The organism is Sinosporangium siamense (genome assembly GCF_016863435.1).
Lineage (GTDB): Bacteria > Actinomycetota > Actinomycetes > Streptosporangiales > Streptosporangiaceae > Sinosporangium > Sinosporangium siamense.
The window spans coordinates 38,831-58,562 of the sequence record NZ_BOOW01000022.1 but is presented as its reverse complement, the minus strand read 5'-3'; the positions used below and the strand labels follow the sequence as shown (position 1 = coordinate 58,562).

At 68.2% G+C, this 19,732-nt stretch carries 19 protein-coding genes and 1 tRNA gene; 12 read left to right on the top strand and 8 right to left on the bottom strand.

The features are described 5' to 3' along the window. Nucleotide 1: 1 nt before the first annotated feature. The 5 genes from Ssi02_RS17540 to Ssi02_RS17520 all read left to right on the top strand — a co-directional run bounded on the left by Ssi02_RS17540 (nt 2) and on the right by Ssi02_RS17520 (nt 2,921). Nucleotides 2-358, top strand: a complete 357-nt coding sequence (locus Ssi02_RS17540; protein ID WP_204026774.1) for a BlaI/MecI/CopY family transcriptional regulator — start codon at nt 2-4, stop codon at nt 356-358. Next, nucleotides 355-1,269 carry a M56 family metallopeptidase gene (locus Ssi02_RS17535; protein WP_204026773.1) on the top strand — a complete coding sequence of 305 codons (915 nt, stop codon included), beginning with the start codon at nt 355-357 and terminating at the stop codon, nt 1,267-1,269. The genes Ssi02_RS17540 and Ssi02_RS17535 overlap by 4 nt, the downstream gene beginning before the upstream one ends. 119 nt (nt 1,270-1,388) lie before the next feature. Continuing rightward, the gene (locus tag Ssi02_RS39335; RefSeq protein WP_204026772.1) at nt 1,389-1,943 is read left to right on the top strand and encodes a helix-turn-helix domain-containing protein; all 555 of its coding nucleotides are present in this window, start codon (nt 1,389-1,391) and stop codon (nt 1,941-1,943) included. Next, nucleotides 1,940-2,344 carry a hypothetical protein gene (locus tag Ssi02_RS17525; protein WP_204026771.1) on the top strand — a complete coding sequence of 135 codons (405 nt, stop codon included), beginning with the start codon at nt 1,940-1,942 and terminating at the stop codon, nt 2,342-2,344. The genes Ssi02_RS39335 and Ssi02_RS17525 overlap by 4 nt, the downstream gene beginning before the upstream one ends. A gap of 187 nt (nt 2,345-2,531) precedes the next feature. After that, nucleotides 2,532-2,921, top strand: coding sequence for a DUF2516 family protein (locus tag Ssi02_RS17520; RefSeq protein ID WP_307825697.1), 390 nt, complete (start codon nt 2,532-2,534; stop codon nt 2,919-2,921). A 44-nt stretch (nt 2,922-2,965) separates the two neighbouring features. Here Ssi02_RS17520 and Ssi02_RS17515 read toward each other — a convergent pair whose 3' ends face one another. The 3 genes from Ssi02_RS17515 to Ssi02_RS17505 form a co-directional block, all read right to left on the bottom strand. Beyond that, on the bottom strand, nt 2,966-3,559 hold the full coding sequence (locus Ssi02_RS17515; RefSeq protein WP_204026770.1) for an SGNH/GDSL hydrolase family protein: 594 nt from the start codon (nt 3,557-3,559) through the stop codon (nt 2,966-2,968). 703 nt (nt 3,560-4,262) lie between these two features. After that, nucleotides 4,263-5,192: an LppY/LpqO family protein gene (locus Ssi02_RS17510; protein WP_204026769.1), complete on the bottom strand. Its 930-nt coding sequence runs from the start codon at nt 5,190-5,192 to the stop codon at nt 4,263-4,265. Nucleotides 5,193-6,018: 826 nt separating this feature from the next. Then, nucleotides 6,019-6,591, bottom strand: a complete 573-nt coding sequence (locus Ssi02_RS17505) for a copper chaperone PCu(A)C domain-containing protein (protein ID WP_204026767.1) — start codon at nt 6,589-6,591, stop codon at nt 6,019-6,021. 415 nt (nt 6,592-7,006) lie between these two features. Here Ssi02_RS17505 and Ssi02_RS17500 point away from each other — a divergent pair, with 415 nt between their 5' ends. The 3 genes from Ssi02_RS17500 to Ssi02_RS17490 all read left to right on the top strand — a co-directional run bounded on the left by Ssi02_RS17500 (nt 7,007) and on the right by Ssi02_RS17490 (nt 8,557). Continuing rightward, nucleotides 7,007-7,489, top strand: a complete 483-nt coding sequence (locus Ssi02_RS17500) for a CarD family transcriptional regulator (protein ID WP_020544658.1) — start codon at nt 7,007-7,009, stop codon at nt 7,487-7,489. A gap of 17 nt (nt 7,490-7,506) precedes the next feature. Continuing rightward, nucleotides 7,507-7,971 carry a 2-C-methyl-D-erythritol 2,4-cyclodiphosphate synthase gene (gene ispF, locus Ssi02_RS17495; protein WP_204026764.1) on the top strand — a complete coding sequence of 155 codons (465 nt, stop codon included), beginning with the start codon at nt 7,507-7,509 and terminating at the stop codon, nt 7,969-7,971. A gap of 307 nt (nt 7,972-8,278) precedes the next feature. After that, on the top strand, nt 8,279-8,557 hold the full coding sequence (locus Ssi02_RS17490; protein ID WP_204026762.1) for a GlsB/YeaQ/YmgE family stress response membrane protein: 279 nt from the start codon (nt 8,279-8,281) through the stop codon (nt 8,555-8,557). Between the two features lie 84 nt (nt 8,558-8,641). Here the strand turns inward: Ssi02_RS17490 and Ssi02_RS17485 are convergent, their stop codons facing one another. Then, a complete protein-coding gene (locus tag Ssi02_RS17485; protein WP_204026761.1) occupies nt 8,642-10,246 on the bottom strand; it encodes a DUF2637 domain-containing protein in 1,605 nt (534 codons plus the stop codon). Nucleotides 10,247-10,442: 196 nt separating this feature from the next. Between Ssi02_RS17485 and Ssi02_RS17480 the strand changes: the two genes are divergently transcribed. The 4 genes from Ssi02_RS17480 (at nt 10,443) to Ssi02_RS17465 (ending at nt 13,855) form a co-directional block, all read left to right on the top strand. After that, entirely contained in the window at nt 10,443-10,829 is a 387-nt protein-coding gene (locus Ssi02_RS17480; protein ID WP_204026759.1) for a PPOX class F420-dependent oxidoreductase, read from the top strand. Between the two features lie 405 nt (nt 10,830-11,234). Further along, nucleotides 11,235-12,632 carry a cysteine--tRNA ligase gene (gene cysS, locus Ssi02_RS17475; protein WP_204026758.1) on the top strand — a complete coding sequence of 466 codons (1,398 nt, stop codon included), beginning with the start codon at nt 11,235-11,237 and terminating at the stop codon, nt 12,630-12,632. Nucleotides 12,633-12,729: 97 nt separating this feature from the next. Beyond that, nucleotides 12,730-13,683, top strand: coding sequence for a 23S rRNA (guanosine(2251)-2'-O)-methyltransferase RlmB (gene rlmB / locus Ssi02_RS17470; protein ID WP_204026757.1), 954 nt, complete (start codon nt 12,730-12,732; stop codon nt 13,681-13,683). A gap of 99 nt (nt 13,684-13,782) precedes the next feature. Continuing rightward, nucleotides 13,783-13,855: transfer RNA gene (locus Ssi02_RS17465), tRNA-Thr, on the top strand. Nucleotides 13,856-14,321: 466 nt separating this feature from the next. Here the strand turns inward: Ssi02_RS17465 and Ssi02_RS17460 are convergent. From Ssi02_RS17460 to Ssi02_RS17445, 4 genes are all read right to left on the bottom strand, one after another. Then, on the bottom strand, nt 14,322-15,407 hold the full coding sequence (locus tag Ssi02_RS17460) for a serine hydrolase domain-containing protein (RefSeq protein WP_204026756.1): 1,086 nt from the start codon (nt 15,405-15,407) through the stop codon (nt 14,322-14,324). 618 nt (nt 15,408-16,025) lie between these two features. Beyond that, nucleotides 16,026-17,456, bottom strand: coding sequence for a serine hydrolase domain-containing protein (locus Ssi02_RS17455; protein WP_239128994.1), 1,431 nt, complete (start codon nt 17,454-17,456; stop codon nt 16,026-16,028). Nucleotides 17,457-17,534: 78 nt separating this feature from the next. Further along, on the bottom strand, nt 17,535-18,197 hold the full coding sequence (locus Ssi02_RS17450; RefSeq protein WP_204026754.1) for a response regulator: 663 nt from the start codon (nt 18,195-18,197) through the stop codon (nt 17,535-17,537). After that, complete coding sequence (locus Ssi02_RS17445; RefSeq protein WP_239128993.1) at nt 18,194-19,315, bottom strand: sensor histidine kinase; 1,122 nt, start codon at nt 19,313-19,315, stop codon at nt 18,194-18,196. The genes Ssi02_RS17450 and Ssi02_RS17445 overlap by 4 nt, the downstream gene beginning before the upstream one ends. Nucleotides 19,316-19,732 lie beyond the last annotated feature (417 nt).

Below are 19,732 nucleotides of genomic sequence, written 5' to 3'. Positions count from 1 at the left end.
TGTGAAGGGTTTGGGTGAGCTGGAACGCAGCATCATGGACATCCTCTGGGCGCAGAACTCCCCGGTGACCGCCCGCGAGGTCGGACGTCTCATCGAGGGCCGCGACCTCGCGCCCACCACCGTCATGACCGTGCTCGACCGGTTGACCCGCAAGGGTTTCCTGATCCGCACCCGCGACGGCCGCGCCTGGCGTTACCAGTCCGCGGGGACCCGTGACACCTACGTCGCCGAGCTGATGCTGGAAGCCCTCGGCATGACCGGTGACCGCGACGCGGCACTCACCAGGTTCGCCCAGGCCGTCTCCGGCTCTGAGGCCGAGATCCTCCGTAAGGCGCTCACGGAGCTGGAGGAGGAGTGATCGCGGCAGCGGCGCTCGCCGCGCTCGCGATCGTCTGCGCCGTCGGCGCGTGGCGGCTCAACTCCGCCCGCTGGACCACCAGGGCCCCGCACACCGCAGTCGTGCTCTGGCAGGCGCTCGGTGTCACCTGGGGGCTCGCCACCACCGGCGCGCTGCTCGCCTACGCGTTCGAGCCTTACGGCAAGGGCGCGCTGCTCGGTCTGCGTGACTTCCTGGTCGCCGCCTACACCGGCGGGCACGGCACCATGCCTCTCGACCTTCCGCACGTGCTGGCGCTCATCGCCGGCATGACCATGTTCACCGTGCTCGTGGCCGTCCTGGTGGGGGCCACCTTCCAGACCTTGCGGGCGCGTCGCCGGCATCGCATGCTGCTCGCCCTCATCGCACGGGATGAGCCGGGCGTGCCCGGAGTGCGGGTGGTCGACCATCCCGGCGCCGCCGCCTACTGCGTGCCCGGACTGCGGTCCCAGGTCGTCGTCAGTGCGGGGACCCTCGCCCTGCTCTCGCCGGACGAGCTCACCGCCGTCCTCGCCCATGAGGCGGCCCACGCGCGTGAGCGCCACGATCTTGTGCTTCTGCCGTTCGCGGCCTTGTGCCGGGCCATGCCGTTCTCGGGTGTGGTGCGGGGGGCTCAGTCGTCGGTCGAGTTGCTCATCGAGATGGCGGCCGACGATCGGGCGAGGCGTTTCTGCTCTCCGCGGCGCCTCGCCACGGCCTTGCTGCGGTTTGGCACGGCGGGATCCGTCCCCACCCCCAGTGGTGCCCTTGGCGCCAACTCGGGGGTGATGGCGCGGGTCGAGCGTCTCATCACGCCGCAGTCCGCTTTGCCGCGGCGCTTCCGGATCTCGGTGGTGGGCTTCGCCGTCATGCTGTCGGCGTCGGCACCGCTGCTCTGGCTGCTCCCCTCCTGATCGTGCTCCGGTGTCACGGCGGTGTTACCGCCGCCGCACCGTCTCTTGATGAGACAAGTGCTTGCAAGTGTTAGCCAATGAGTTTGCAATTGCAAGCACCCGTGCCGCACAATGGACGCATGGCACTACCCAAAGTCGGCTCGATCGGTGAATACATCCGCGAGCAGCGGACGCAGGCGAAGATCTCGCTGCGTCAGCTCGCCGCGTCGGCGGGGGTCTCCAACCCCTACCTGAGCCAGATCGAGCGCGGCCTGCGCAAGCCGAGCGCGGAGATCCTCAACCAGATCGCCAAGGGGTTGCACATCTCCGCCCGGGCGCTCTATGTGCGTGCCGGCCTGATGGAGGACCGCGAGCCGCCCAGCGACGTCGCGGCGGCGATCAGGGCCGACACGTTCATCACCGAGCGGCAGCGCCAGGTGCTGATCGACATCTACGAGTCGTTCCGCAAGGAAAACCAGGTTGCGTTCCTGGCTGAGGATGGCAGTCCTCAGCCAGGAACGACGGGGGACGACATGCCTGCGACACCCGCGACATCCGCGTTCACGGCTTCCGCGGTCCCGCAGGACGACTCACCGCTGCCCGAGGAGTTTCTCGCCGCACTTGAGCCCTTTAAGGGGGAGAAACCCTCGGTGGACGGTCACGCCACACCGGATGGAAAGGTTAACAAGCTATGACACTCGCCACCGAGGTGAGAAAGCTCACTGAGACGAAGCCGTTTTACGCCGTGGCCGGCGCGAGCGATCTCGCTATGGAGAAGCTCCGGGATCTGCCCGAGCAGCTTCACCGGCTCCAGTCGCGCACGCCCGAGCTGCGTGAGACGGCCCGTGAATATGCCGCCAGGGCTGAGGGATATGCCCGGGACATTCCTGGCTTGGCCAAGGGATATGCCGACAGGTTGACGGACCGCGCGGGCAAGCTCTACGACGAGTTCGCCAGCCGTGGGCGCCAGGTTGTGAGCAAGAACGGGGGCGGCCCGGCCGAGCTGGACACCGCCACGACCGGCACGGCCCGCAAGGCCCCGGCCCGCCGACAGGCCGGCACCCGCCGTCCGCGGAGCGCCTCTGCCCCCCGCTAGTTGTTACGCATCGGTGATGTGGTCCGGATCCGTGGGGGACGGGCCACATCGCCGTTTTTGGTCATAGGGCACTTCGTGGGATCCGATCACGATATGGCCACGAGGTGTGTCCTGACATGTGAGTGAATGTAGAGATCATGGCCTTGACGGGGTCGGTCCCTCCCACGGTGGCGTGGCACCGTTTAGGGTGGACCTCGCCGACCCCGAGAAGGCCGGCGAAATGCAGACCACTGGAGCGACCATGCTTTACAGCGTCCTGGACCTCATCATGTGGGGTCTCGCGATCTGCGCCTTCGGCATGTCGGCCTTCGCGCTGATCCACGCGATCCGCACCCCCGCCAGGGCCTTCGCGGTCACGGGGAAGCAGACCAAGAGGCTGTGGCTGATCATTCTTTCGTTGGCCAGCGTTTTCTCCTTCATGTCGGCTGTGGGCTACTTCGGCCTTGGCGGTTTGTCGCAGCTGAACCTGTTTGTGATTGCCTCGGTGATCGCTTCGGGGATTTACATGGCCGACGTGCGGCCCGCCGTCAGCGAGGTGGGGAAGAACGGGAACTCCGGTCCTTACGGGCCTTGGTGACCTTCGCCGGGCCCTGATGCCCTGACGTCGCCTGCCCCGCGGCGTCATGTGACGCCGCGGGTCCGGAGGGAGTCGGTCAGCCAGCGGGCGAGGCGCATGTGGCCCTGGTGCGTCGGGTGGACTCCGTCAGGCAGCAGCATGCCCATGGCGCTGTGCGGAGTGACCCACCGCCTCTCCAGGGGGTCGAGAAAGGTCACCTTGGCCTTCGCCGCCGCGAGCGCCACCGCGTCGCGCACGGACAACGCCCACCTCGGCATATAGCCCATCCAGATGGGGCCCATGACCACGATCCTGGTGCGCGGCCAGTGTGTGCGTACGGTGCGCAGCAGCTTGGCCGCGGCGAAATAGACCAGGGCCGGGCGAAGCCGGCGGTCGTTGTGGCCGCCGGAGACGATCAGCAGGTCCGGTGCGGGGCGCCACGACAACTCGTACATGAACGAGCGTTGGAAGTCGCGCCCCACCCGCCCCGTGTTCACATAGCCCGTGCCCGCGGCGCCCGCCACCACGAGATGCCAGCCGAGCTCGCGCGCCGTCCAGGCAGCGTAGCTGTCCCATGTGCGCACGGGGCCCGAGCCCACGGTGAAGCTGTCCCCGAGCACGGCGACGACGGGTGCGCGGGGGCCCACCTCGAACGGCACAGGGGGAGTCGCCGGCTCGGCCGCCGGTTCGGTGCACCCCAGCATCGTGCCCGAAATTAGGCACAATATCGCCACAACGGCGGCTGCCCTAGTGATCAGGGGGCGGCCTATTACGGCAAACCCACGCATGACCATCTCACAACTCCTGAGCAGGTCCGGGCTAGGGCTCCGCCAAGTATTGGCGGATATGTGCGGGCGGGCCGGAGAGCCGGCCCGCCTGAAGATTGTCGATCTTTATCCACCCTATCCGCTGTCCCCTGGGTAAGCGCGCCTATAGGCCTCTGGCCTGTATAAATGTGCCTTTGGCCGGGGCGGTGTGACCGGGCTGGACGCTCATTGTAACCAGCAGGCAGTTGAAGGATCGGTGGCATGGAGAAGGTGTTCGGGGGAAACGCCTGTCTTGATCACATTTGGTAAAGAAATAGATCGCGGCTTCGCCGGTCACCGCCCGCGACAGTGGTTCACAAATGCCTCACCACATACTGAGGAGTTGGGCTCGCGCGAGACCCGGCAGGATCAGCGGCACCGCTTGGTCGTGACCTGCGGCGTGCCGCGGCGCTATCGCGAGGGAGTGACCGGCGGGCCGCAGGCCGCCGCACGGCGGCCTGTGGCTCTCCTCCGCACGGCGGGCCGTAGGCCGGCGTGCGGAGGAGAGCCGAGCTTGCCGCGACGACGGCCTGCACACGCGTGCCCAACGGCCGGTTCAGTGAGTGCCCTTGGCCTGATCGAGGCCGGCGCGCAGAGCATGGGCCAGGGTGGTGGCATCGCCCGTCTTCCAGAAGTGCAGGTAGAACAGGCGGGGCTGCTCATACAACATGTGGTTGTGCAGCTCGACCAGGGTCAGGCCGTGGGAGCGTAGCGCGCGGATGACCGGATTCACCTGATCGGCGGTCATGGCGAAGTCGCCGTTGACCGCCGCCCGCCCGCCGCCAAGCGGCTGGAACATCAGCATCGTGGACGCCTCCATAGGGGAGGGCAGCGTGATTCCGGCGCGGGTGTCGGTGATCTTCTGGGTGACCGGGACGTGATATTGCAGAACGCCGTTCACGTTGTCGCCCTTGGCGCCGATGACGCGGTCAAGGGTGTGGGTGTCGAGGTTGATCGTGGGCTTGCCGGCCGGCTCGGAGTTGAGTGGCATGCCGGTCTCCGCGAGCGCGGAGTGCACGGTGCGGGCGATCTGGACCGGGTCGCCGTAACCGGCGTAGTGCATCCACCACAGGCGTGGAGTCTCGTCTTGGATGTGCTTGTGCAGCGCGGTGATCAAGACGCCGCCCTGCTGCAGGCGATCGGCCACCTTGTTCACCTCACCGCCGGTGAGAGTGGCCTCGCCGATCATGACGGCCTTGCCGGGCGTCGTCTCATGGAAGGCGGCTTCGGCGCCCAGTTCCATGCCCGGGTTCTCGGTCACCCCGGCGTTGACCACATGCAGGTCGGTGCGCAGCCATTCGGCGGTGTGCACATTCTGCGCCTCGGCGTCCAAGGGACGGCCGATGGCATTGCCCACGGCTGTCCAGTCGACGCCGCGCGCCGAGCCGAAGGCCGTGGTGGCGCTGATGGCGAACGTGGCGGCGAGGGCGGCGGTTCCCGCCGCCACGCGGGCCGCGCGTCGCTTGAACCGTGTCCGGAAGGCCATCATGGGCCTCCTGATGCATCCTCGGTGGACCGGGTTGTCTATGGTCGCGTCCGACGGGCGGTAGGCTCGCACCCCCCGGGCCCTGAACGCGGGTGACGCCCCGGGGCGCGGTCCGCTCGGCGGTTCTACGCCGGCGGGCGGCCGTCGCCCGACCCCGACGATCAGTGGGAGACGCTCTCACATGGCTGGGCATCTTCACGGGCGCCACATACGCCAGTTCCCCACCGGCGAACAGCACGGGGACTGCTGCGAGGCTCTCCGCGGGTCGGCACCCATCCCACTATAGGCAGCGCGCCCCACGCCATGTAGTGACGCTCGTGATCGCCTTCCACGCATCGGATCGGAGATGGCGTCGCAGTCGAGAGGGGCGGGTGGAGACGGCTGTGCGGTGGGGCTGGTGGAGACGCCTCCACCTCGGCCACCTCGTGGAACGGTGCCCAGGGCTAGCGTGAGCTGCGGAAGTCCTCGGCTGGCGTCGTGGGGCGATGGGGGCTGGTGGAGATCATGGTGCGGCGGGGGCGGAGGGAGACGGTTGTGCGTGGGCACGGCCGCACGCGGCAGGCGGCTGCACAGTGGGGCCGGCGGCACCTGGGGCACGGCTGCCTGGTAGGCGCGTTGTGCTGCGGAGACTGCCCGGTGGAGAAGCGGCGCGGTTGGGACGGCCGGCCGTTGGGACCCGGTTGCGCGGCGTGAACGGCGACGCGGCGGGGGCCGTCTTTCGGGGCCGGCTCCCGCCGCGTGATGGGCTGGGTGTAGGCGCCGGCAGGCCGTCTGGCCGGCGCCTCACATGTCGCGGTGGTGTGCGACAGAGTGCGTGAGTGCGGGGTCAGTGGCCGCCGCCGCCGTCGGCCGGCTGGGAGGCGCTGGGCGCGGGGGCGGGCGGGGCGACGGCGCCGGTGACCGCCGGGAGGTTGGCGAACTCGCGGCTGCGCGTGATGACCGGGACGTGGATCGCGATGTTGCCCGCGTTGGCGAACTGAAGGGTCACCTTGACGCTCTCGCCGCCGCGGAGGGGCTTGGCCAGGCCCTCGACGTTGACCTTGGGCGGGGTGCCCGCGGTGGAGACGAACTCGTTGACGGGGAGCGCGATCGGCTGGGCGATCTTGACGGTGCCGACGCCCTCGGCGGTGACGCCGGTCAGGGTGTCGGGGGCCTGGCCGGTGTTGACGAGCGACAGGTAGAGCGGGCTGCTGCCGCCGGCGGGAAGGTTGCCGCCGGCGTCGGGGCCGAGCAGGAACGCCTGCGAGATGGTGAGCCGGTCGGTCTTGAGCGTCGCCGCCTCGGTCGGGGAGTACGGCCTTTCGACGACGGAGTCGAATCCGGCGGCGCAGCCGGCCAGCGCCGGGGCTGCGGCGAGGAACGCGCCTGCGGCGAGCGCGAGGCGACGGCTGGGGCTCACGGCGGGGATCTCCTTGGGTGTGGCGCGTGCGGGTGCACGCGCGGATATTTCGGGCGCGCTTGAGTAGCGCGGATTTAGCTCCGACAACCCTATCCGCGCCCTGGCGTGGTTACCCCGGCACCCCTCGCTGAGGGGGTGTCGGACGGCGGGGCTTCATGTCGCCACAAGTGATCCTTTTGGGGTACGGCATAGGCGCGTTTAAGCCATACATGGAATGGGACCGGGTGGGTATGAGGGAGCGTGCGCCCTTGCGTCTTGTGCAGGTCATCCGCTATGTAGACCAATGCGATTCATAGAGTTGACGGTTTGTCAAGCCCTAATATGAGGCGTTGACCTGCAGTTATGGTGATTTCACTGTTCCGGGAGGCTGTTGGCGCGTGGTACCCTGGAGTACAGCGGAAGGGGTACTTGTCACATGACTTTCCAGGTCGGCGACACTGTCGTCTACCCCCACCATGGGGCTGCACGGATCGAAGCAATCACGACCCGGTCCATTAAAGGTGAGGAAAAGACCTACCTGGTGCTCAAGGTCGACAAGGGCGACCTGACGGTGCAGGTGCCGGCGGAAAACGCCGAGCTGGTCGGTGTTCGCGACGTGGTCGGACAAGAGGGCCTTGAGCGCGTGTTCGACGTCCTTCGGATGCCGCACACCGAAGAGCCCACTAACTGGTCACGCCGTTACAAGGCCAATCTAGAGAAGCTCGCCTCAGGCGACGTCAACAAGGTGGCCGAGGTGGTTCGCGACCTATGGCGTCGCGACCGGGAGCGCGGCCTGTCCGCAGGCGAGAAGCGCATGCTGGCCAAGGCGCGTCAGATCCTCGTCAGCGAGCTCGCCCTTGCAGAGAAGACCAATGAGGACAAGGCCGAAGCCCTGCTCGACGAGGTCCTCAACTCCTGAACACGACACTTCCAAGGGTGGGCGTCGGAGTAGACGTCCACCCGTTCGCATCCGGCCGCGACCTTCACCTCGCGGGGCTCCACTGGCCCGGCGAGACCGGTCTCGCGGGTCACTCAGACGGCGATGCCGCCGCGCACGCCGCCTGTGACGCGCTCTTGTCGGCCACCGGGCTCGGTGATCTGGGTTCGGTGTTCGGCACCGCGGACCCGCGCTGGGAAGGCGCCTGCGGCCCCGACTTTTTGCAAGAGACCGCGCGCCTTGTGCGCGAGGCCGGCTTCGAGATCGGCAATGTGGCGATCCAGATCATCGGCAACCGGCCTAAACTCGCTCCGCGTCGCGTGGAGGCCGAGAAGGTCCTCAGCGCCGCTGTCGACGCGCCCGTGACACTCACCGCCACCACGACCGACGGCCTCGGGCTGACCGGTCGCGGCGAGGGTATCGCGGCGGTCGCGACAGCCCTGGTCATACGGCGTCTGCCTTAACAATCAAAGTTCAAATCTTCATCAAGAAGAAGCAAACCGATTGTGATTGGGCGGCGTCGTATATCTGGATGTGTTGCCGGCATCCATGACGAGCACCACCGAATGCTCGTCGAACCCCGTGGGCGGCGGTCCTGCACTGGCGCGGTCTGGGCCGCCGCTCTTCAATATCGATCCCCGTGGATCTCTCCTGATCAGGAGCCGAGTGTGTGTGACCTCGGCGACTTCTCATATGTGGATTATCTGCGTGAATCCGGGTAAGCCCTACTCACACGTGAGTGTGCAGGGGTCACCTCACGGGGAGGTAGATATGACAATCCAGTCCATTCTCGGTGCCATCGTCATCGGTGCGATCATCGGCGTTCTCGGCCGCCTTTTGCTTCCGGGCAGGCAGGCCATCGGATGGATCCTCACCATCGTCGTCGGAATCGTCGCCGCGCTCATCGGCACGCTGATCGCCCAATGGCTGGGGGTGGCCACGACTCCAGGCATCGACTGGATCGAGCTTGTTCTCCAGATCGTTCTTGCTGTCATCGGTGTCGGGCTGGTGGCCACGCTCAAACAACGCGGATCCAGCGGCAAGGTCTGATCCGTTCGACCGATACCTCACAGCACCTCCGACCCCACAGAGCCGGGTTCACGCATGGACGTGAACCCGGCTCGGGCATGTCGGTCACTCTTTGGCAGGCGCGGAGTCGGTCTCGGGAGGCCGCGGAGTGCTCCGCATACGCCCTGAGGGCGGCGACATGGGCATTGTGTCCCCCGTGTCGTCTCTCTCGCCGGAAACCGGTTCGGAGGGCTCTGAGGCGGTCTCCTGGGCTTTGGGGGCACGTGTGCGGGGCTTGGGGGCCTTCTCGGACACCACGGGGTGCGGCTCGGTGTCCTCATCCGGCGATGTTGCCGGCTTCACACGCGACTTCGACGCGGAGGACCGTGCGGCGGAAGCCGGCTTGCCGGCGCCCTGCGCGCCTTGGCGGGGTTTGCGGGTGGCCTTCTGCGGGGGCTTGGGGGTGTCTGCGGCCGGTGTGGCTGTGCGGGGGGCGCGGACGGGTTGCGTGGGGGAGTCCCGGTCGGTGATCTCCTGCGGGGGAGTGGGGTCCTCCGGGCGGGGGTGCACGAGAACATCCCCCGGGTTGGGTCTGACCAGGTCCCCCCATCTCAGCGGGCGCTGCGGGCGGCGCTCCGGGGGTGTCTCGGACTTGTCGCCGGGCTTGTCCTCCTGGGCCGTCTCGGCCTTTGGCTTGGCGGGGGTGTCTTCTTGGGCCGTGTCGGCTTCGGGCTTGCCGGAGGTGACCGGGGTCGGCTGCGGGAGGTCGAGCACGGCGTGCGGGGCGGTGTCGCGGTCGTCCGGGTCGGTCATTGGGGGAGCGGGTTCGGGGGGCGTGTGTGGGGCCCTTGGGGATGTGGTGTCCTCGGGGGGAGTGTCCTGTGTGACCGTGGTGTGCTCGGGGGCGGGGGAAGTGGTGTCCGGCATGGCCGGGGGGGTTTCGGCTGAGGTGTCCTGTGCCGCTGGGGTGTGCTCGGGCGGTGGGGAGTCGGCCTTGCGCAGGACGGGTAACTCCTCCGTCGCGGCCACGGCGGAGACAATGAACGCGCGCTCGTCCGGGGCCTGCTCATTCGGCCTGCGCTCGTCCGGCTTGTGCTCGTCCGGCTTGTGCTCGTCCGAAGCGTGGCCGCCGTCGTAGGCGTCGTCGAACCTGTCGGTCCGCTCCGTACGCTCCCGCCGCGTGTCATCGGGCAGATCCCGCGTGTCTCGCCGCTCGTCGATCGGGTGGAACTCCACCTCGTCGGTATGCCGGCGCTCCGGGGAGGCCGCGAAGGGGACGAGGTCGCTGCCGGTCTCGTGCGGTGACCGGTCACGTGACACCCGTCGGCTGCGGGCGTGCGCGATGACCAGGAACCACAACCACAGCGCGATGGCGACCATGGCCCACGGCGCCACCGCCACGACGATCGTCGCCACGCGCTCGTCGACCACCAGGCGCAACGCGTTGGACAGGTTGGCCCACGCTGCGGCGGCGATCAGCACGATGAGCACGAAAGCCGCTTGAAGCCGGGCCAGGAACCTGCCGGACCACAAAAGCAGCATGCTGATCAGCGCTACGGCCAGGAGGGCGTCAAACCCCGCCGGATAGAGATAGGCCAGTCCGGGTGCGGCCCGGCCGCTGATCGCCAGCTCGCGAAGATCGTCAAAGGACAACACGCATGCCACACCGGCGAGCAGCACGACCCCGAGGCCCGCGAGTGCGACCCCGATGTGGTGGAGAGCCGACGCCAACCTGCCGGAACCGCGATCAACGGCAGCCGGCGTCGAAGAGGTGGATGGGTCGCGATGCCTGCCTGCGGCGGGGGGAATTTCATCCATGGCCGTTCGAGCCTACAGAACCAGGCCTTCGAGTGATCGGGGCAATGCCGGTGCGATGGGAGCGCTGTGAAATGATCGAGAGTCCTGGACTCTTATCAAGGGGGAGATCATGCCCACCCTGTCCGACGGCGCCCGGAAGCTCTTCAACGACCCCAACTTCGTCACCGTGACCAGCCTCAACCCTGACGGCAGCCCGCAGTCCAGCGTGGTGTGGGCCAAGTCCGACGGCGACGACGTGTTGTTCTCGACGGCCAAGGGGCGGCGCAAGCACCGCAACTTCGAGCGTGACGCCCGCACGTCTGTGCTCGTGGTCGACCCTGAGAACCCCTACCACTATGTCGAGGTGCGGGGCAGCGTGGTCATGGTCGACGACCCGGAGGGGGAGTTGATCCAGGAGCTGTCTCACAAATACACCGGGCAGCCGTTCACCGACCAGCCGGGCAACCAGCGGGTGATCGTGCGGGTCGTGCCGGAGAAGGTCATTCACTGGGGCTGAGCCGGTCGCGCGCGGGGCCGTTGCCTTGTCGGGGGCGCGCCCGTGCGTGTCGAGTGGTTGTGCAGAGGACGCCGTGATCGGAGCTGTGCGGGTGCTCGCCCGCACCGGGTGGCCCGGTCGGGTGGCCGGGTTCTCGCCGTGGCGGCGAGGAGGTTCGTCGGCGCGTGGCGCGGGCCGGGGACCTTGGGGGAGCGGTGCTCCGGGGCAGGTGGGCTCTGCCGTAAGAGGCGGTAAGAGGGAATCTTGAGGGGTCTCTGGGGAAAGACAGGGGTTTGTTGGGGAAGTGGCTGATGATGGCGGTTGACGGCAGGATCGGCGGGTAGTTCGGCGTTCCGCGTCCCATTACCGACACCCAACGTGCCGCATCACGGCTTGTAAGGGGGGCTAAGGCATTAGCCTTGCCTCGTGAGCCTGCACCTTTACGACACCAGTGCGCGTGCGATCCGAGAATTCGTTCCGATCGAGACCGGTCGGGCGTCGATATACCTGTGTGGGGCCACCGTGCAGGCGCCGCCCCACATCGGGCATATCCGATCGGGCGTCAACTTCGACGTGTTGCGCCGTTGGCTGGAACGTTCGGGCTACGAGGTTTCCTTCTGCAGGAACGTCACCGACATCGATGACAAGATCATCCGGGTGGCGGCCGAGGAAGGCGTGCCGTGGTTCGTCGTCGCCGAGCGCAACCAAAGGGCCTTCACGTGGGCATACCAGGCGCTTGGCTGCCTGCCGCCCACGGTCGAGCCGCGGGCGACGGGGCATGTGCCCGAGATGATCGAGCTGATGAAGCGGCTCATCGACCGGGGCCACGCCTACGAGGCGGACGGCGATGTCTACTTCGACGTCATGTCCTATGCCGACCGCTACGGTTCGTTGTCGCACCAGCGCCTGGAGAACATGCTCCGGGCCGGTGACACCGAGTCCGACTCCGCCAAGCGCGACGCGCGTGACTTCGCCCTATGGAAGGCCGCAAAGCCGGGCGAGCCGACCTGGCAGACCCCGTGGGGCCTAGGGCGCCCCGGCTGGCACCTTGAGTGCTCGGCCATGGCGACCAAGTATCTCGGGCCGACCTTCGACATCCACGGCGGCGGGCTTGACCTGATCTTCCCGCACCACGAGAACGAGCTGGCGCAGTCACAGGCGGCGGGAGACGGGTTCGCCCGGTTCTGGCTGCACAACGGCCTGCTCACCCTCGGCGGCGAGAAGATGAGCAAGTCGCTGCGCAACTCCCTGCTGATCCCGGAGATGCTGCAGAAGGTCCGCCCGGTCGAGCTGCGTTACTACCTGGTGGCGCCGCACTACCGCTCGGTGATCGACTACTCCGACGACGCTCTCAGCGAGGCGGCGGCCGGTTACCGCCGCATCGAGGGCTTCGTCACCCGTGCCGCCGAGGTCATCCACGACGTCGACGCCCACGCCCCGCTCCCGCAGGCGTTCGCCGACGCCCTCAACGACGATCTCGGTGTGCCCCAGGCGCTCGCCGTCGTCCACGAGGTCGTGCGCGAAGGCAACGTCGCCCTAGCCCAGGGCAACAAGGAGCAGGTCGCCCGGCTCCTCGCCGAGACCCAGAACATGCTCGACGTCCTCGGCCTCGACCCCCGCTCCGAGCAGTGGCGCGGCGGCACCGACGGCGCCGGCCTGCGCGGCGTCGTCGACGCCCTCGTGGCCGTGGCCCTGGAGCAGCGCCAGGCCGCCCGCGAGCGCAAGGACTACGCGGCGGCCGACGCCATCCGCGAGCGCCTCGCCTCGGCGGGCATCGTGGTGGAGGACACCCCCCAGGGATCCCGCTGGGAACTCGCCCACTGACCACCTCAGGGCCCCGGTGACCGCCGGGGCCCTTTTTCGTCTTTTGCGCACTCGTCTGCCGTCCGGGCCACGTGCGCCAGGCCGTACCCTAGAGACCATGGCTGGTGGCGGAAGGGCATCCTCGGGTAGGCCCTCGAAGAAAAAAGGTCCCTCCAAGGGCACAGGCGGCAAAGTCCGCCGCTCCCTTGAGGGCAAGGGCGCGACCCCGCCCGCACACATGCGGCACTGGTTCAAGGACCGCAAGCGCGCCGCAGCCCCCGCGGGCGGCGCCCAGCAGCCCGCCCAGGCCCGCCGCCCCAAGCGCGACGACACAAGCGAGATCGTCGGCGGCCGCAACCCCGTCGTCGAGGCGCTCCGCGCGGGTGTCCCCGCGACCGTGCTTTACGTCGCCCAGCGCATCGACAGCGACGACCGCGTCCGCGAGTCGATCAAGTTGGCGGCCGACCGCGGCATCGCCCTCCTGGAGGTCAGCCGCGAAAAGCTCGACCGCCTCACCAACGGCACCCACCACCAGGGCCTCGGCCTTCAGATCCCGCCATATGAATACGCCCACCCCGAAGACCTCCTGGGCATCGCCCATGACGCCGCCGAGGTGCCCCTGATCGTCGCCCTGGACAGCGTCACAGACCCCCGCAACCTCGGCGCGATCGCCCGCTCCGCGACCGCCTTCGGCGCCCACGGCATCGTCGTCCCCCAGCGCCGCTCCGCCGGCGTCACCGCCGGCGCCTGGAAGACCTCCGCCGGCACCCTCGCCAACCTCCCGGTCGCCCGCGCCGCCAACCTGACCTCCACCCTGCGCGAATACCGCGAGGCCGGCCTCTTCGTCGTCGGCCTCGACGGCGCCGGCCCCACCGAGCTCGGCGACCTTGAACTCGCCGTCGACCCCCTCGTGGTGGTCGTGGGCTCCGAGGGCAAAGGCCTGTCCCGCCTGGTCCGCGAACACTGCGACGTGATCGTCCGCATCCCGATGCACGCCGCCGCCGAATCCCTCAACGCCGGCGTCGCCACAAGCATCGCCCTCTACGAAATCGCCCGCCTCCGCCGCCGGTGACCCCCTCGACCACCTATGCTTGATCCGTACGGCACAGCACAGCCAACCTCAAGATCCCGCTGTCACTGATCTTAAGAAGCGGCTATGCTGTTTGGTCGCGCCGACGTAGCTCAATCGGCAGAGCGGCTGTCTTGTAAACAGCAGGTCAGGGGTTCGATTCCCCTCGTCGGCTCGCAGCTGAAAGGCCCCTTGCGATCATGCAAGGGGCCTTCTTGCTAACAGGCTTGCTAACAGCCCTCATCGGCGGTCTCAGGGGCTTCGCCGTCGACGGCTTGAGCGAAGACATCGGCTGCACAGGTCATTTGCTCGGAGATCACGTGAGCGTAGACCCGCAGCGTGACTGCGGGATCTGTGTGCCCGAGCCGTGCCGCTACTGACATGGACGGACACGCCTGCGAGGAGCAAGGTGGTTGCGTGGACGTGGCGTAGGTCATGAAGTCGGGCGGGAGGCAGAGGCTTCGGGCCATCCTTCAGGTTGCTGTGCTTCTCAATGAGTCATCACGCCATCCCAAAGCACGGGAGCCGAGCATGTGAGCCCACTTGACCAACCGGAGGTCGGCCAGGTCATCCATTGTGCCCAGGCGAACGCAATCGGCGATCAGCCGTCGGGCGTGGCCGCGGACTCGTTGCCGTGCGGATCAGCCGCAGAAGGCGACGTCGACCATCTTGTGGAAGAGTTCGATGTCGGTCTCCTCCTTCTCGTTGACGGAGGCGGCCAGTTTGACCTTGCCGTCCGGGGTGGTGAAGGACGCGGTCAGCCAGCCGGGGATGCCGCCGGTGTGGCCGATGATCGTCTTTCCGCAGGTGGTCGGGAGGACACGCAGGCCGAGACCGTACTCAGGGCTGACCGTGATGGTCTTCTTCATCTCGGCGAACTGCGCGGGCTTGAGAAGCCTGCCGCCGAGCAGGGCGGACATGTAGGTGGTCAGGTCGGCCGTGCTGGAGATCATGGCGCCTCCCGCGCCGGCGATGCTCGGGCTGAGGCGCGTGACGTCTGCGAAGCCGTCCTTGGTCTTGACGTAGCCGTGGGCGTTGGGACCGGGGATGCCTGTCGAGTACTGCGGCGCGGAGGTGTCGCGCAGGCCGAGAGGCTTGGCGATGCGCTTGGTGACCTCGCTCTGCCAGGTGTTGCCGGTGACCGCCTTGATCAGCATTCCGGCGACGACGTAGCCGGTGTTGGAGTAGGAGAACTTGGTGCCGGGCTCGAAGTCCAGCGGCTTGGCCAGCGCGATGTCCACGATCTCCTGGTCGGTGAAGCGCCGCTTCTGGTTCTCCAGATATCCCTCGCCCCCTGTCTCGATCATGTTGGTGTAGTTGGGGATACCCGCCGTGTGCTGCAGGATCATCCGCGACGTGATCTTGTCCTCCTTCGGCAGCAGTCCCGGCAGATAGGTCTTCACCGGCTCGTCCAGGGCGATCTTGCCCTCTCCCGCGAGCTGGAGGAGGACGGTCGCGGTGAACTGCTTGGTCACGCTGCCGATCCGAAAGTTGCCGCTCTCCGGCACCGGGCGGTCGCCATCGATCTTCGCCACTCCGGCACGCAGGTTCTGCTCGCGTCCGTTCGCCGTCAGCTTCACCTGAGCGCCCACGACGCCCCCGTCCCGTACCAGGGTGTCTATCGCGGCCTGCATCTTCGAGGGCGAGGCCGCAGCGGGCGCCCCGGCGACGAGTACCGCCCCAACGGTGACGATCCCGACGGCGGCGGCGAGCGATGACTTACGCATATGTAGTGACTCCTTGTGAGGTTCTATATCCTCAACGCTACGGAGCGGAGTCATCGCGAACCATCCCACGGACACCCAAGGTCGAAGTGGAGCGTCCGCCAGTGGGCGGGTAGCGCAGGCACTACCGGGCAGGGACGTCCCACGGGAACAGCCGGGTTTCCCTGTGCGCGCTCGGCCGATGCCGGGCCGGGGCCGTTCACCGATGCGACCGGGGGCGTCGGGACACATGCCTGAGCCCGTGCCTCGGCGCGGACCGGGGGCACGGGCTCGGGCGCAAGCCGTACGTTCGGCTAGACGCGACGGCGTCTTGTTATCGGAGGCCGCTTCGCACGTGGCAAGCAGTATGCCCAGCCGTCCTTGGCTGTGTGCGTATGCGGAAGGGGTCTTTTTGATCTTGTCCAGCGGTGAAGTACGGCAGTGCTGTCAGGGCTAGGTGGCGGGGCCGTTGGGGTGCCCATCGTCACGGCTCTCGCTGAGACGGCGTAGCGCATTTCGGTTCTCGGTTGCCGATGCCTTGCTGCGGATGTTCATGGTCACCAAAATCTGCACGGCTCCGGCCAGGTTTTCGCTCAGATCAGTTGTCCGCCGTGGCCTGCCGTACCGGGGGGAGGTCGTCGTCTAGCCGGCGCGGCGGAAGAGCCAGAGGCGGCGGCCGAGTGCGACTGCTCCGAGCACGCAGCAGGTGAGGCTGAAGAGCGCCAGCAGCGGCATCAGCCAGATGGTGACGATCCAGTACTGGAGGTTGAACGGCCCCCAGACCAGCGTCGGCGCCAATATGCCGAGCACCGTCACCAGGGCGAGCGGCACGAGCCGCAGGACCAGCAACGGCCGGCGGGCCAGGCGGCGTCGTGAGGCCCAGCGGCGGGCTCGGACGATCGCGGTGACCAGCAGTGCGGCCATCACCCCCGTGAGCCCGAGGAGGATCATGTTCACGACGGTGAGCGGGTTGCTCATCGGCGTCGTCGGTTCCCCGATCCGTTCGGCGAGGAGGTTGGTCGCGAGCAGGCTGGGATCGCCGCCGCTGTTGGTGAGGACGAGGGCGGCTACACCGGTCTTGGGCGAGAAGACCATGTCCCCGGTCCATGTCGCCAGTGTTCCGCCGTGGCCGATCAGCGACGGCGGGGCGTCTGCTTTGACGGGGCGGGCTCGCCAGCCGAGGGCGTAGTCGCCGGCTTTTGGCTGGACGGTGTGCATCTGGGCCAGGGAGGCGGCACTCAGCAGATCCACCCCGAGGGTTCCCTGGTTGAACTTCAGCCATCGCACCATGTCGTCCAGGGTCGAGATCACCCCGCCGTTGCCGACGCAGATTCCCGGCATCTCCGGTGCCGCTACGGCGATCCCGGGAACGACCAAATGCCCGGACGGCAGGCCCTCGGCGTGATCGGAGCACCCCAGCGTCGAGCCGGTGCTGGTCATGCCCAGTGGCGTGAACAGCTCGGTGTGGAGGAAGGCGTCGAAGGGCTTCCCCGACACCACCTCGACGATTCTCGCCGCGATCGAGTAGTTGGTGTTGTGGTACTCCCAGTAGGTGCCCGGATCGGCGAGCAGGGTCTTGCCGGCCAGGCCGGCCACGATTTCCTGCGGGCTGCGCGGAGGCGGAAACGCGTACTCGTTGTTCGTGCTGTTCGACAGCCCCGAGGTGTGGCTGAGGATCTGGCGTACGGTGATCCCGGCGAAGCGCGGATCGGCCATCTTGAAGCCGGGCAGGACCTTGACGACCGGCTCGTCCAGGGAGATGCGGCCACGGTCGACCAGCAGCATGATCGCCGCCGCCGTCATCGACTTGCTCATCGACCCGATCCGGAACCGTGTCCGAGCCGTCACCGCGTTGCCGTCCCCGTCCCGGCCGCGGACGATCGTCTCGACCGACGACCCGTTGATCACGGCCGCCGCGACACCCGGCGTGCCGTAGACGGTGCGGTAGTCGTCGATCTGCCGCTCCCCGGTGGCACGGGCCGGTGCCGTCCAGCCGAGCAGCACGGCGACGAGCACGCCGGCCAGGACAAGATGGGAGGTCACACGGGGAAAGCGCAGACGTAGGAAATGCACGACGTCGAACCTAGGCCGGGCCTCACCGGCCGACATCACCCTAAGGGGTGAGACGGGACCACCCGGCGGGATGGAATCTCAGTCAGGCAGATCGTTGCGACCCACAAGCCCGTTCTCATATGCGTAGATCACCACGTGCACGCGGTCACGCAGGTTCAGTTTCTGCAGGACGGCCCGTACGTGCGACTTCACCGTGTTCTCGCTCAGCACCAGTTCCGCGCAGATCTCGCTGTTGGACTTGCCGCGGGCGAGCAGGCCGAAGATCTCGACCTCGCGCCGGGTGAGGCCCTCCAGGGCTGTCGTCCGCCGTGCCGGCACCTGCCGTACGAAATCGAGGATTGTCGCGGCCACCCCCGGCGCGAGCGCCGACGTCCCGGAGGCGACGTCGCACACGGCCTGGGCCAGGGCGGCGGGCCGGACGTCCTTGGTCAGGTAGCCGCTCGCGCCGGCCCGGATGGCGGCCACGACCAGTTCGTCGTCGTCGAAGGTCGTCAGCATGAGCACCCGGGTCGCCGGTGCGATCCTGGCGATCTCCGCCGTGGCGGCGACCCCGTCCATGCGCGGCATGCGGATGTCCATCAGCACCACATCGAGGCGGTGCCGCCGGACGACCTCGATCGCGTCGATGCCGTTCCCGACGTCGTGGGTGACCTCGATGCGCTCGTCGGCCGACAGCACCGTGCGGAGCGAGGCCCGCAACAGCTCCTGATCGTCGACGAGCATGACTCGGATCCCGGTCATGCCCCCTCCTTCGTGGGGAGCCGCACCCGCAGCACCCACCCCTCGTCTCCGTCGTCTACCGACAGGGTGCCGCCTGCCGTACGCACGCGTTCCTCGATCCCCATCAAGCCGGTCCCCGGGCTGCCGCCGTCGCGAAGCGCCTTGCCGCCGTTGTCACGAACCTCCACCACCAGCTCGGCCGGGGTCCAGCGCAGGTGAACGGTCACCTCGACCGGTGGTTCGAGGTGGCGCAGCGCGTTGGTGATGCCCTCTTGTACGGCGCGGACCGCCGCGACCTCGGCACTCAGGCTCAGTGGCCGTCGCTCACCCACCTCCGTGAACGTCACCGCATGGAGCGGGCTCGCCGCCGAGGCCACGAGGTCGGAGAGGGCATCTAGCGAGATCGGGACCTGTCTGGGCCGGGCACCGGCGCGCGGGGGCACGGTGGCCGGGCCCAGGGTCGCCAGCATCGCTCGCAGACCTTGGTGGGCGTCCCGGCCGGCCTCGGCGATGTCGCCGAGTTCGCGGCGGGTCGCCTGATCCGCCGTCGTGACCGCCGCGGCCTCGATCCGCGCGACCATGACGGTGACCGTGTGGGCGATAACGTCGTGCAGGTCGCGGCGTATGCTGGCCCGTTCGTCCGCGACCGCCGCGGCCAGCCGTTCGCTCTCGGCTCGCCGGCCAGCCTCGTGCCTGCGGCGTATCAGCAGGGCCGCAAGCCAAACACCGCCGACCGTGAGCATCAGCAGTCCACCCTCGATCAGGCGGGTCCACCCAAGGATGTCGGGGGGCAGCCGGGCCCACGCCACCAGCTCGGTGAGGACGATTCCGAGCAGGGCGACGGCCAGCGCGACCACCGAGGACCTGAGCGAGACCAGGGTGGTCAGCCGCCACAACGTCATGGGGAAGCACACGGCCGAGGGCAGCATGGTCAGTGACCAACCCGGGAAGGGCGTCAGCGCCAGGACGAGCATTGCCAACGCGCCGATCGCGTATCCCGCCCACGGACGTCGATGGGCCACCACCGCTCCCACATGGAGCAGGACGGCTGCACCCGCCGCGGCGAAGACCTGCCACAGCTCCGCGCCGAAGAGCCGGGCGCCCGTCAGGACGATCAGCGTCAGGAGAGCCAGGACCACGTGCGTCGCCAACGCCGTCGCAGGCCATATGTTCCGGCGCTGGGAGGCTGTCACGGTCGCCGCCTCCCGGTGGGCTCGTGGTGGGGGAGCCGTACCTGGCTCGACGTGCCACAGGATAGCCAGCCGCTCCTTGTGCCCCGCCCCGAATCCGCCGGCGAAGCCCCGTCGGGTGAGCTGCTTCGTCGACGGGCTTCGCCGGGCCGTCGAGGCGGCGGGCGTTCCGGAAGACTGCGTGGGACAGAATGTGGGACGGGCGCCTGCGGGTTTTCGTCCGGGTGGGGGAGTCCGCGGTGGGCAGTTCGTGGTGGGGTAATCCGCGATGGGCCAGTTCGCGGTGGGGCAGTCCGCGGTGGGGGAGTCGCGGTGGGGCAGTTCGCGGTGGGGCAGTTCGCGGTAGGTAGGGAGGAGGCGGGGCGG

Coding starts and splice junctions, on each gene's coding strand:
- Ssi02_RS39335 (WP_204026772.1), top strand. CDS start 1,389: ATGGCACTACCCAAAGTCGGCTCGATCGGTGAATACATCCGCGAGCAG.
- Ssi02_RS17525 (WP_204026771.1), top strand. CDS start 1,940: ATGACACTCGCCACCGAGGTGAGAAAGCTCACTGAGACGAAGCCGTTT.
- Ssi02_RS17510 (WP_204026769.1), bottom strand. CDS start 5,192: ATGGCCTTCCGGACACGGTTCAAGCGACGCGCGGCCCGCGTGGCGGCG.
- Ssi02_RS17500 (WP_020544658.1), top strand. CDS start 7,007: ATGACTTTCCAGGTCGGCGACACTGTCGTCTACCCCCACCATGGGGCT.
- Ssi02_RS17490 (WP_204026762.1), top strand. CDS start 8,279: ATGACAATCCAGTCCATTCTCGGTGCCATCGTCATCGGTGCGATCATC.
- Ssi02_RS17480 (WP_204026759.1), top strand. CDS start 10,443: ATGCCCACCCTGTCCGACGGCGCCCGGAAGCTCTTCAACGACCCCAAC.
- rlmB (WP_204026757.1), top strand. CDS start 12,730: ATGGCTGGTGGCGGAAGGGCATCCTCGGGTAGGCCCTCGAAGAAAAAA.
- Ssi02_RS17460 (WP_204026756.1), bottom strand. CDS start 15,407: ATGCGTAAGTCATCGCTCGCCGCCGCCGTCGGGATCGTCACCGTTGGG.
- Ssi02_RS17450 (WP_204026754.1), bottom strand. CDS start 18,197: ATGACCGGGATCCGAGTCATGCTCGTCGACGATCAGGAGCTGTTGCGG.